Origin of the sequence: Hyunsoonleella ulvae (genome assembly GCF_016827605.1) — a bacterium.
Classification (GTDB): Bacteria; Bacteroidota; Bacteroidia; order Flavobacteriales; family Flavobacteriaceae; genus Jejuia; species Jejuia ulvae.
The window spans coordinates 55260-67613 of the sequence record NZ_JAEPJQ010000006.1; the positions used below are offsets into that span (position 1 = coordinate 55260).

General features: G+C 32.2%; 14 protein-coding genes. 9 read left to right on the plus strand and 5 right to left on the minus strand.

Translation table 11 applies throughout. The features are described 5' to 3' along the window. Window positions 1-61: 61 nt before the first annotated feature. The 5 genes from JS605_RS14455 to folP form a co-directional block, all read right to left on the minus strand. Window positions 62-886 (minus strand): DUF3667 domain-containing protein, encoded by an 825-nt coding sequence (locus JS605_RS14455; protein ID WP_203258437.1) that lies wholly within the window; start codon window positions 884-886, stop codon window positions 62-64. After that, window positions 886-1671: a diadenylate cyclase gene (locus JS605_RS14460; RefSeq protein ID WP_203258438.1), complete on the minus strand. Its 786-nt coding sequence runs from the start codon at window positions 1669-1671 to the stop codon at window positions 886-888. The genes JS605_RS14455 and JS605_RS14460 overlap by 1 nt, the downstream gene beginning before the upstream one ends. Before the next feature lie 36 nt (window positions 1672-1707). Continuing rightward, window positions 1708-2394, minus strand: a complete 687-nt coding sequence (locus tag JS605_RS14465) for a hypothetical protein (protein ID WP_203258439.1) — start codon at window positions 2392-2394, stop codon at window positions 1708-1710. 151 nt (window positions 2395-2545) lie between these two features. Continuing rightward, on the minus strand, window positions 2546-2929 hold the full coding sequence (locus tag JS605_RS14470; protein ID WP_203258440.1) for an endonuclease domain-containing protein: 384 nt from the start codon (window positions 2927-2929) through the stop codon (window positions 2546-2548). Between the two features lie 145 nt (window positions 2930-3074). Further along, complete coding sequence (gene folP / locus JS605_RS14475; RefSeq protein WP_203258441.1) at window positions 3075-3896, minus strand: dihydropteroate synthase; 822 nt, start codon at window positions 3894-3896, stop codon at window positions 3075-3077. Between the two features lie 110 nt (window positions 3897-4006). Here folP and JS605_RS14480 point away from each other — a divergent pair, with 110 nt between their 5' ends. The 9 genes from JS605_RS14480 (at window position 4007) to JS605_RS14520 (ending at window position 12284) form a co-directional block, all read left to right on the plus strand. Beyond that, window positions 4007-4546 carry a DUF1599 domain-containing protein gene (locus JS605_RS14480; protein ID WP_203258442.1) on the plus strand — a complete coding sequence of 180 codons (540 nt, stop codon included), beginning with the start codon at window positions 4007-4009 and terminating at the stop codon, window positions 4544-4546. Window positions 4547-4589: 43 nt separating this feature from the next. Then, on the plus strand, window positions 4590-4946 hold the full coding sequence (locus JS605_RS14485; RefSeq protein ID WP_203258443.1) for a four helix bundle protein: 357 nt from the start codon (window positions 4590-4592) through the stop codon (window positions 4944-4946). A gap of 178 nt (window positions 4947-5124) precedes the next feature. Then, window positions 5125-6438, plus strand: coding sequence for a BT_3928 family protein (locus JS605_RS14490; protein WP_203258444.1), 1314 nt, complete (start codon window positions 5125-5127; stop codon window positions 6436-6438). A gap of 6 nt (window positions 6439-6444) precedes the next feature. Further along, window positions 6445-7521, plus strand: a complete 1077-nt coding sequence (locus JS605_RS14495) for an ABC transporter permease (RefSeq protein WP_203258591.1) — start codon at window positions 6445-6447, stop codon at window positions 7519-7521. 9 nt (window positions 7522-7530) lie between these two features. Continuing rightward, window positions 7531-8019, plus strand: coding sequence for a TlpA family protein disulfide reductase (locus JS605_RS14500; RefSeq protein WP_203258445.1), 489 nt, complete (start codon window positions 7531-7533; stop codon window positions 8017-8019). Between the two features lie 64 nt (window positions 8020-8083). Continuing rightward, complete coding sequence (tpiA, locus tag JS605_RS14505) at window positions 8084-8833, plus strand: triose-phosphate isomerase (protein WP_203258446.1); 750 nt, start codon at window positions 8084-8086, stop codon at window positions 8831-8833. A 360-nt stretch (window positions 8834-9193) separates the two neighbouring features. Beyond that, on the plus strand, window positions 9194-9655 hold the full coding sequence (locus JS605_RS14510) for a hypothetical protein (protein WP_203258447.1): 462 nt from the start codon (window positions 9194-9196) through the stop codon (window positions 9653-9655). 59 nt (window positions 9656-9714) lie between these two features. Beyond that, window positions 9715-11652, plus strand: a complete 1938-nt coding sequence (locus JS605_RS14515) for a tetratricopeptide repeat-containing sensor histidine kinase (RefSeq protein WP_203258448.1) — start codon at window positions 9715-9717, stop codon at window positions 11650-11652. Then, window positions 11649-12284: a response regulator gene (locus tag JS605_RS14520; protein WP_203258449.1), complete on the plus strand. Its 636-nt coding sequence runs from the start codon at window positions 11649-11651 to the stop codon at window positions 12282-12284. The genes JS605_RS14515 and JS605_RS14520 overlap by 4 nt, the downstream gene beginning before the upstream one ends. Window positions 12285-12354 lie beyond the last annotated feature (70 nt).

Sequence of the window (12354 nt, forward strand, 5' to 3'; positions counted from 1 at the left end):
TTGCAAAACTCTCAAGGAGTGATGCTTTAAATACATGCTTTAATACATAAAAAAGGTAAGCTTAACCTCCTTTTGCTGCCTTTTGCGCTTCTATCATCTGTTCTAAGCTTCCATCCAAATAAGCACTTACAAAAATGAAAACAGTAATGATTACTGAAAATATTACAAAAAGAAATGCCAAGCATATTAAAAATAACAGTGTTTTTAGAGCCAACTCTCCAATGCTAAGTTTAAACAAGCGCTTCAATAAAAAGCAATGATAACTTATGGCTACTACATAAAATAACATTCCAAAAGTGATATAGAAATTGGCATGTATTACTAAAACAATTAAACCTAATAGTACCGATGAAATTGAATATAATGACATACTGTACATATAAGAAACTAGATGTTCTGTATAATTGTAGCGTTTATTGAGGAACAGCACCCATGAAATAAATGCAAAAACAGGAATCATTATCGAGTAGATCAAAGAAGAATAATCTAAAGAGAAATCACCAGAAGAAGCCATTATTTGTTGAGATGCCTTATTGTTGTACATTTCAGAGCCTTTCATGAATTGGCTAGCATCCAATGCGTTTTTATAAAATTTTCTAATAACAAAAATGCTAAACCCTGTTAATGTTAAAGATATACCAAAGAAGCTAATTGGGTTTATGTAACGTTTTCTAATACCTTTTACATAACTATCAATAACAAATTCAGGTCGTTTTAGTAAATCAACTATGGTTTTTAAAAGTTTGTTGTCATAGTTAAAAAAAGTTTCACTAATATGTTGTAACAGGTTTTTTAGGGTTAACCGTTTTCTAATAATTTTTGCACCACAGTTATGGCAAAAATCACTTTCTTCTACTAAGGGTACACCACAGTTTTTACACTCCATTAAGCTAAATCCTTCTTAATTATATTAGTTAACTCCATGGTATCTTCAAATACCACAAATTCGCCATCTTTAAAATAGGAAATATGTCCGGTTTCTTCACTTACAGCTAAGGCCAAAGCATCTGTTTTTTCGGTTACTCCAATAGCAGCGCGATGGCGTAATCCAAAGCGTTGCGGAATGCTTTTTTCGTTATTTACTGGCAATATTACCCGTGTAGCTTTTACGATATTATTACTAATGATGATGGCGCCATCATGAAGCGGACTATTTTTAAAGAAGATACTTTCTATAATAGGCTGCGTTACTTTAATATTCATTTCGTCTCCCGATTCTGAAAGGAAATCCAGATTATTATTGCGTTCAAAAACGATTAAAGCTCCTGTTTTAGACATACTCATTTTATTACACGCAGAAATAATAGCGTCCACATCACTTTCATTGGTAGCTTCAGTTTTTAGGAATTTAAGTTGTTTTAAAAACTTACGACGCCTACTAAAATTAGTAGAACCTACCATTAATAAAAATTTCCTTATTTCTGGTTGGAATACTACTATTAAGGCAATAATACCAACACGCATAAATCCTCCAAAAATACCTGAAAGTAATTGCATTTCAAGAAATTCTGTGAGTTTCCAAGCGGCATAAATGATAATTATACCTATAAAAATATTGATGGCTACTGTACCTTTTACTAGTTTATAAAGGTAGTAGAGGAGAAGGGCCACAAGTACGACATCAAGGTAATCTACAAATTCAAAATTGAGAATGTCTTTAAAGATATCCAATAGCTGATGGGTTTTTGTAAATTTAAGGAATTGTGGTTAATTATACAGATACTCTTGATTTGAGATTGATAAATGATTTAAATTTATATTAGATAACAACGATTTATATAGTATATAATCTCCAAATTTTAAATTTTTATGGAAATTTAAAGTGATTCTTCCCCTTACAGTGTCTAGTTTTTTAATTTCATTTGTCAATTCTTTCTTATCTGTTGCTATGTTGATGCCTGGAGAGTGTCCTGGGGAAATGAAAATATCTTCATTAGGTTCGAAATTAACCGTATGAATGTTTCCTGAATGTTTAAGATCTGAAATATCAGATGGAATTATTTTAGGCTTTTCAACATTGTAATTTGTACTTGTAAACTCCAAAAAACCCAAGTTGTTAATACTTAAGTCATGACAGGTAAAATAATTTTTAGCCTTTTCATTTTTATGGCTGGAAGATTTCTTTTTGTCTTGTAAGAATTTGATGTGAGGAATAGCTTGTTTTAAAGTTAACCGCTTATCTACATTTACCAACCAATTGGTAGTACTTATTAGATTTTTACGGTTTAGTAAAACACTATCAGGTTGCGTCTCATCGTAAAATAAATAAGCAGCTGAGACGTCTTGTATTTCGGTAATAGCAGCCTTGTTAATTTGTGGTAGTTGCAGTTCTCTTTCGTTTCCGCAGGAATAAAACAATACTACTAATACTAGAGATATAATGTTATACTTCATTTTTTAAATACGTGTTTTTATTTTTACACACCCCTTAATCCCCTCTTTCTAGAGGGGAAACTGTTGCGAATAATTTACCATTAATGGATTTTCAATATCATATATATTTTTATTTTTGAAAATATGAGTGTCCCTCCTCGGAAGGAGGGAGTCAGGGAGGTGTAAATCCATTTTCTTCAAATTTAAAAATATAATCCTCTATAGCCCTTATAACATTGTCAATATCATTCATTATTTGATAATCTGAAAATCTTAGAACATGAATCTCTAATTCATTTAAGCGTCTGGTTTTCTTTACATCTTTTTCGTAAACTTCAATTAATTCATGCAAATAACCATCACATTCAATAACTAGCTGTAGTTTATTGCAAAAGAAATCAACAATGTAATTGTCAATTGGTTTTTGTCTATGAAAATCATAACCATACATTTGCTTTCTTCTTAGGTAAGTCCAAAGTCTAATTTCAGACTTGGTGGAGTTATTTCGAAGTTGTCTGGCGAGCTCCTTAAGTTTTGGATTGTAATAGATTTTCATTTTTTGCGTTTTACACACCCCTTATTCTCCTCTTTTTAGAGGGGAAACTGTTACTTTTACTTTTTTGTGCTACAATATAATAAGTCTGTAGTTTTAAGAGTTTGAGTGTCTTTTCTATTTAGGGAAGGAGTAAGGGAGGTGTTTTTTAATGTAAAGCCTCTACCAATTTTATAGCTTCCACAGCCTCCTTAACATCATGTACACGTAAAATAGAAGCTCCTTTTTGTAAACCGATGGTATTTAAAACAGTAGTGCCATTTAAAGCGTCTTTAGCTGAGGTTTCTAAAGTTTTGTAAATCATAGATTTTCTTGAAACACCAACTAGTAAAGGTTTTTCAATTATTTTAAATAATTCCAGTTTATTTAAAAGCTCAAAATTTTGTTCCAAAGTTTTAGCAAATCCAAATCCAGGATCAATGATAATATCAATAACACCCAGATTCCTCGCTGCTGCAATTCTTTCAGAAAAATAGAAAAGGATGTCTTTTACCAAATCTTCATATTGCGTTAATCCTTGCATAGTTTGTGGAGTGCCGCGCATGTGCATCATAATGTACGGTACTTGCAATTCAGCTATAGTTGGTAACATGTTGTTATCCAATTGTCCTGCCGAAATATCATTAATTAAAGCGGCGCCTGCTTCTATAGATCGTTTCGCAATAGTACTTCTAAATGTATCAATAGAAAGTAATGTTTCCGGAAATTCGTTTAAAATTAAGTTTACAATTGGTAGAATTCTACTTAGTTCTTCATTTTCGGTAACATGATCTGCACCAGGTCTGGAGCTATAAGCACCTACGTCAATAAAAGTAGCACCTTCATTTAATATTTGTGCTACTTGTTTTAAAATAGAAGCTTCATCCTTGTATTTCCTGCCATCGTAAAAAGAATCTGGTGTTACATTTAAAACACCCATTACTTTTGGGGTTGATACATCAACAAGTTGGCCTTTACAATTTATGGTCATTATTAGGTATGGTGTAGTGTTTGTATCTGGTTTAAAACTTTAAACCCTAAACTTTGAACATTCTAATTATTTATGCGAAATTTACGCAAATTTAATGCTAAATATCCCAGATGCAAGATACTTCAAAACAATATGATGCGGTAATAGATACCTGTAAAAGTTTATTTGTGAAAAAAATGAGCGATTACGGTAGTGCATGGCGTATATTGAGATTACCGTCATTAACAGATCAGATATTTATAAAGGCACAACGCATAAGAGGTTTGCAACAAAATGACGTGCAAAAAGTAGATGAAGGACAAGAAAGTGAATTTATAGGTATTATAAATTACTGTATTATGGCATTAATTCAGTTAGAGAAAGGTGTTGTGGAGCAACCCGATATGTCTACTGATGAGGCCAAAGCGTTATACGAAAAACAAGTAGCCATTACTAAAAAGCTAATGGAAGATAAAAACCATGATTATGGTGAGGCATGGAGAGATATGCGAGTGAGTAGTTTAACAGATTTGATTTTGCAAAAGTTATTGCGTGTAAAACAAATTGAAGATAACCAAGGTAAAACATTGGTAAGTGAGGGTATTGATGCTAATTATCAGGATATGATTAATTACGCAGTTTTTGCTTTAATTCTGCTTGGGCAGAACTAAATCAAAAATAAAATTCCAAAAAATAAAACTCTAAATTCCAAAAGTGTTAGAAAGTAAAAGAGCATACAATCTAGAAGAAAGAACTTTTGAATTTGCTAAAGATTGTAGGTTTTTGATAAAAGACTTAAAACCGACAATTTCTAATATTGAAGATGGGAAACAGTTGGTAAGGTCGTCTGGTTCAGTAGGTGCTAATTATATTGAAGGCAATGAGAAATTGGGAGACAAAGATTTGAAATTCAGATTAAAAATTGCCAGAAAAGAAGCTAAAGAGAGTGAATATTGGCTGAAACTGCTTAAATCACTTAATAAAAAGGATCAGGAAAGGATTGAAATGTTACAATTAGAAGCAAATGAATTACGTAAAATATTATCAGCCATTATCAATAAACTTGGATGATTTTAGCACTTTTATAGTACTAAGTAAAGTTTAATAACTTATGATAGTTGAGTTTTTAATTAGGGATTTATATAGAATTTGAGTGAGCTTTGGAATTTAGTTTTTTGGAACTTGGAATTTATAAAGAATTTGAGTGGGCTTTGGAATTTAGTTTTTGGAACTTGGAATTTATAAAATTATGAAAGTATTAGTAGCAATAAGTAGAATCTTAGTAGGAGTATTATTTATCTTTTCTGGGTTTATAAAATTGAACGATCCTATAGGGTTTTCGTATAAACTTCAGGAGTATTTTAGTCCAGATGTATTAAATATTTCATTTCTAGAACCTTATGTACTTCTAATATCAGTTTTTGTAGTCGTTTTTGAAGTAGTTTTAGGGGTGTTTTTACTAATAGGTTACAAACCTAAATTTACAGTTTGGAGTTTGTTACTCATGATTGTATTCTTCACTTTTTTAACGTTTTATGCTGCTTATTTTGAAAAAGTAAAAGATTGTGGCTGTTTTGGAGACTTTTTAAAATTAGAGCCTTGGGAATCTTTTGGTAAAGATGTAGTGTTATTGCTATTTATCCTGATTCTTTTCTTTGGTGTTAAATACATAAAACCAGTGTTTTCAAAATTACCTACAACAGTAATGGCTTTATTAGGTTTTATTGTAAGCTTGTGGTTTGGGTATCATGTGCTCATGCATTTACCTTCTATAGATTTTAGAGCTTATGCCATTGGTAAGAATATTAAAGAAGGTATGACAATTCCAGATGATGCGCCCAAACCAATACAAGAGTATAGCTGGAAGTTTAATGTAAACGGAGAAGAGCAAGTTATAAAAACTAAAGGTGCTTACCCTGATGTTAAAGGCGAATTTGTTGGTGTCGAAACCAAAGTAATTCAAGAAGGTTATACGCCTCCTGTAGTAGATTTTTCAATTGAAAGTGAAGATGAAGATTTAACCACTCACTTTTTGGATCAAGACAATCTAATAGTTGTGATATCATATAGTCTAGAAAAAATAGATCCAGACGGTGCTTCTAAATTAAAGAAATTGCAGGATAAGGCCAGAGTCAATAATTATCATATTATTGGTTTAACAGCTTCAGGGGCAGATGCCAAAGAGCGAATAAATGAGGCTTACACTATAGATTTTGAATGGTACTTATGTGATGAAAAGGCCTTAAAAACCGTGGTGCGTTCTAATCCTGGAATTATTGAGTTAGATAAAGGTACTGTAATGCAAAAAGTACATTGGAATGATATTGAGTATTTGGAGTTGCCTGAAGTAGAGAAGAGACCTGAAAATGTTAAAGAGCATGAATCCATTTTGTATTTGATAGATGGTGTAGTTTCAACAAAGGAGGATGCAGACAAATTAAACCCAGATACTATTGAGTCAATTTCGGTTTCGAAAGATGGTTCGGCAAAAAAAGAATTAGATTCAATTAATTCAGTTAATAACAGCAATTATAAATCCTTAGTCGTGATCGAAGTAAAATAAGTTGTTCTGATAAACTACTTCCTAAATAAAACCCTCTACGCTATACTCACACTATTCGGAGTGGTAACCGTCATATTCTTTTTGTTCAATGTGCTTCCGGGTGACCCTGCACAAATGATGATGGGGCAAAATGAAGATAGTGAACAACTTGCCAAAGTAAAAGCAAAATATGGTTTTGATAAGCCAGTTTTAATGCAGTATGCCTATTACATTAATGATTTGTCTCCATTGTCATTTCATTCTAAAAACAAAGAGGATTACACGTATTTGGGAGAAAATAAATATAGTGCTACACCGTTGTTTTCTTTAGGGAATACAACCACAGTAATAAAATTTCCATATTTACGAGAGTCATTTACCAAACAAGGTAAAAAAGTAACACAAGTTTTAGGAGAAACATTGCCTAATACATTCGTCTTGGCAGTATCAGCAATTATTATTGCTATAATTTTAGGGATTTTATTGGGAATAGTCTCAGCGCTTTATAAAGATAGGTGGTTGGATAAAACCATTCAAATCTTTAGTACCCTTGGTATGAGTGTTCCCTCTTTTTTTAGTGCAATTCTGTTTGCATGGTTATTTGGATATGTGCTGCATGAATTCACTAATTTAGAAATGACAGGTAGTTTATATGAGTTAGACGACTTTGGAGAAGCCATGCATATTAAATGGAAAAATCTCATTTTACCAGCTATAGTTTTAGGTATTCGTCCGCTGGCTGTAGTTATTCAGTTAATGCGTAATTCACTACTAGAAGTTTTTAATCAGGATTATATCAGAACTGCTAGGGCGAAAGGACTAAGCGAATTTCAAATTATAAAACGTCATGCTGTCAAAAATGCATTAAACCCTGTAGTTACAGCTATTTCTGGTTGGTTTGCATCTATGTTGGCAGGTGCCGTTTTTGTGGAATTTATTTTTGGTTGGAACGGATTAGGTAAAGAAATAGTAAATGCATTAAATACATTGGATTTGCCTGTAATAATGGGATCCGTTTTAGTAATAGCTACCTTATTTGTAATGATTAATATTTTAGTCGACTTAATCTATGTTTGGTTAGATCCAAAAGTTAAATTACACTAAAAGTATAATATGAAAAAGATAAGTTATTTATTATTAATGGTGTTAAGCTACTTAAGTTGCGCAGAACCACCAACACAATTTAATGAAGCCGCATTAAACGATACATTTATAGATTTAGAGGGAAACGAAGTCTCTTTACAATCAATCTTAGAGAAGCATAAAGGTAAAACTATAGTTATAGATATTTGGGCATCTTGGTGTGGTGATTGTATAAGAGGTATGCCTAAGGTAAAAGCACTTCAAAAAGAATATACAGATGTGGTATATCTATTCTTTTCATTAGATAAAGGAATAGAAGCTTGGAAACGCGGAATAAAACGTTACGATGTTGTAGGCGAGCACTATTATTTGCCAAAAGCCAAAAAATCAGCCTTTGGAGACTTTGTAAATATTAGTTGGATTCCACGATATATGGTAATAAATAAGGCTAGCGAAATCGTTGTATTTAATGTTATTGAAGCTGATGACGATAAGTTGATAAAAGCTCTGAAAAATTAAGTAGTTTTGCAGTAAATATTCAATTACTAAAAAACATTTTTTACAGAAGTTTTAAAACAATATTATGAGAAAACATATCGTAGCTGGAAACTGGAAAATGAATAATGATTTGGTGCAAACCGAAGCGTTAATTTCAGATTTAAAACAACAAACCAACTCTGGCGATGCAGAGGTAATGGTAGCACCAACATTTACAAACTTAGCATTAGCAACAAAAGCTTTAGAAGGTTCAGGGATAGAAGTTATAGCACAAAACATGCATTTTGCGTCAAATGGTGCCTACACGGGCGAGGTAAGCGCAGATATGCTAAAGAGTGTTGGTATAAATACTGTAATTTTAGGACATAGTGAGCGTCGCGAATATTTCAACGAAACAGATGCGTCATTAGCTCAAAAAGTAGATGCGGCATTAGCCAATGGTATGCGCACTATTTTTTGCTTTGGAGAAGAATTGGCTGATAGAAAAGCAGGAAATGAAGAAGCTGTTGTAGAAAGTCAAATTAAAAATGCGTTATTTCATTTAGAAGCAAGCGCATTTAAAAATATAGTTTTGGCTTACGAACCAGTTTGGGCTATAGGTACAGGAGAAACAGCAACACCAGAGCAAGCACAAGATATGCATGCCTTTATCAGAAAAACGCTAGCAGCCAAGTATGGTGCTGAAGTTGCTGATGAAGTGTCTATCCTTTACGGTGGAAGTGTAAAACCAGCTAATGCGCAAGAGATTTTCTCTAAACCTGATGTAGATGGTGGCTTAATAGGAGGGGCTTCGCTAAAAGCAGAAGATTTCTTTGCTATTGTAAACGCATTCTAAGGAATAATATATTTTGTCATGCTGAACTTGCCTGTACTGAATTTGTTTCAGTATTTCAGCATCTTATAATAAAAAACCTGTCAGGTAATACCTTTCAGGTTTTTTTATTTTCAAAAAAGTACCAAAATAGAGAGGAACTTTTGTTTTAAAAGACTGTTTTTTGCTGGTACTTCCGCATTAGGGATTGAGTAGTGAAAGCCTGCCAGCCGGCAGGCCTGACCCCTTGTGGGTAATGCCCCAAATAAAAAATACTACAGGCTTAAGGGTATTCCCTGATTTTTTACAAATCAAGGAATGCCCTTAACTGTTTTATATTGATATACAATAGCTTGCAACTATAAATATTAATACAAATAAGATATGAAAATTTTATGCAGATGTTTAGCTATAGTAATAATGGTTGCTACAATTTTAAGTTGTAGTAAAGATGATAATGACATTACAACTATGGGATTCTCGCCAGAGCTTCTTAACGGAACTTGGCGCATTAGTTTATTTACCGATGAAAGTAGTAACCGAACTTCAGAGTTTAATGGCTATGAATTTACTTTTAATGTTGAGCAGGAAACTGCTATTGTGTCTTATAACGGGGCATCTCAATCAACTTTGGTTGAGGTGTTTCAACAAGACATTGAAGGAGAAGATATGTGGGTGGTTTATACTGATTTTGATCTGGACGATCTTGGTAATGCTGATTTAGACGATTTAGTTGAGGATTGGTTAGTTACAGAGGTTAATAGCGATGCTACTGTTATAAGCTTTAGAGAACTTTATAGTAACAACACACCAGAAGTTTTACAATTGTCTAAAGTTTCAAATTAGTCATTTAAAAGAATTAATATGAAATTAGGTATCTTGTAAGTAACTATAAAAACTTTTAATTGAAAAATTGCGTTCTGTATATAACCCTAATTGTAATTGCCGGTAGCAGTTATTCCCAAAATGAAAATTTTTATGATAGCATTGCAAAAGTTATCGTAGAGCAAAAGTCTGATAGTTTAAAGGCAAGTAAATATTATGATGCTGCAGCATATAGTGCTCAAAAATTATCTGATCTTAAACTAATGCGATTATACACAGACAGTTCAATGTATTATGCATTGCGTTCTGGTCATAAGGATTTAGAGGCAAAGAATCATTTTGCATATGGTGTTTTAGAGCGATTGGCCGGCAATTATTCTAAAGCATTATCTCATTTACACAAAAATATAAACTATTTTGAAAACGACTCTTTAATGAAACCTTATGCAATGTTTCAGGTTGGAGTTATACATAGAAATTTAGGGGATTTAGAAAAAAGTTTAAGTACTTATTTAGAGATACTAAGTATTTTTCAAACACGTAAAGATACTTTTGCAATAGCATCTACTTTAAATAGTATAGCTGTATTGTACGGGGAAATGGAAAGCTATGATAAAGCAATTTCTAATTTTAAAAATGCCAAAGCACTTTTTATTGCCAAAAACGTTGAACGGGATATTGCCAATACAGATAGTAATATTTCTGAGATGTATTCTAAAAAAGGAGATTATAAAAGTGCTTTAGAATATGCTAATAGTGCACTAGAGGTAGCTAAAAAGATTCAGCATAAGAACTTGATAGGGAAATCCCTGCATTCCTTAGGGAGTATACATGCTTTATTTGATGTTGATAAGGGGATAAAGTATTTGCTTGATGCAAGGGAAATCCTTTTTGAATCTAATTATTCAAGAGAATATATCAATATCAATAGAGAAATAGGTTATTTATACTTCAAAAATAATCAATATTCCAAGGCAAAATCATATTTGAATGAAGCTCTAGAATTGGCTATTGAGAGCGAAGTTTTGTCTGAGATAAAAATAGTAACAAAAATTTTAGCAGATATTTATTCTAAAGAATCAAATTTTAAAAAAGCTTATGCATACAGATTACAATATGAAACTGCCCGAGACTCAATTTTTAACAAAGAAAGCGAGGAAAGTTTAAATGCATTGCAAGTAAAATTTGAAACAGCTAAAAAAGACAAAGAGATTGCAGAACAACAGCTAAATATTGAGCAACAAGAACTAGAAATTCAAAGGAAAAACTTCCAACAAAAAATTATGATAGTGTTGGTTATAGCACTTTTGCTAACATCAATTTTAATTTGGTTTTTATACCAACAACGTCAAAAACGGAAAGATCAGGAAATCATAAGTTTAAAACGTGAAAAGCAAGTGAAAACATTGGAACTACTTATGGAAGGCGAAGAAAAAGAGCGTTTACGCATTGCTCAGGAGTTGCATGATGGTGTTAATGTAGATTTATCAGCTATAAAGTATAAACTTACCTCGCTTTTAGAAAAGAATAACCAAGTGATAAACGAAGCTGTATCCATGATTGATAAATCTTGTAAACAAGTACGTGCCATTTCACATAATTTGGTACCACCTGCACTCAAGAATTTTAGTTTAGTTGAAGCTATTGAAGACTATTGCAGTACATCAAATGCTATTCATAATATCCATATTAGGTTTCAACACCTGGGTAATGCAATAGCGCTCTCTAAAAAGGCAGAAGCAAACGTATTTAGGATAGTACAAGAATTGGTAAATAATAGTATTAAACATGCTGAAGCTACAGAGATTGATGTGCAAATAAGCCATCAGGATGATAGTATTCAATTAACAATAGAGGATAACGGAAAGGGATTCAACATCAACCAAGAAGGAAATCATGGTATTGGACTTCAAAATGTTTACTCTAGAATAAAATATCTTAATGCCAAGTTAGATGTTACTTCTGATAATAAAGGGACGTCTTATGTTATAGATATAGATGCAAAAGAAATTATATGATAACCAAGATAGCAATAACTGATGATCATCAAATGGTTTTAAAAGGCATTGAAACTATGCTTGCAGAAACTAAAGAGATTAGTATTGTGGGACTTTATAATAGTGGAAAACAAACACTGGATAATGTTCAAAAAGATAATCCAGATATATTATTATTAGATATTAACCTTCCAGATATTAACGGCATTAATCTTTGTAAAGAATTAAAATCATCTAACAAAAATTTAAAAATAATAGCCATATCTAATTACGATGATGTGTCATTTATTAAAAGAATGCTCAGCCATGGAGCAGATGGCTATTTGTTAAAAAACACTGATAAGCTAGAATTATTAACAGCCTTTAAAGCGGTGTTAAATGGCGAGCAATATTTACAAAGAGATATAGAAAAGAAACTGCTTGATCTTTCCATTGGGAAAACATCAAAAAACCCACTTTTGGTAAAATTGACAAGACGGGAAAATGAAGTTTTACTTGCTATTGCTGAAGAATTGACAACCCAAGAAATATCTGAAAAACTCTTCATCAGCCCAAAAACGGTGGAAACACACCGTATGAATATTATGAGTAAACTTGGTGCAAAAAATAGTGTTGGAATTATTAAGGCAGCAATTGAAAATGGATTGATTTAGAATGCCTCGTTAAGTAGAATCTAAAAATAGTTTTTCAATATTAAAATTATAATCTAAGGGTATTCCCTGA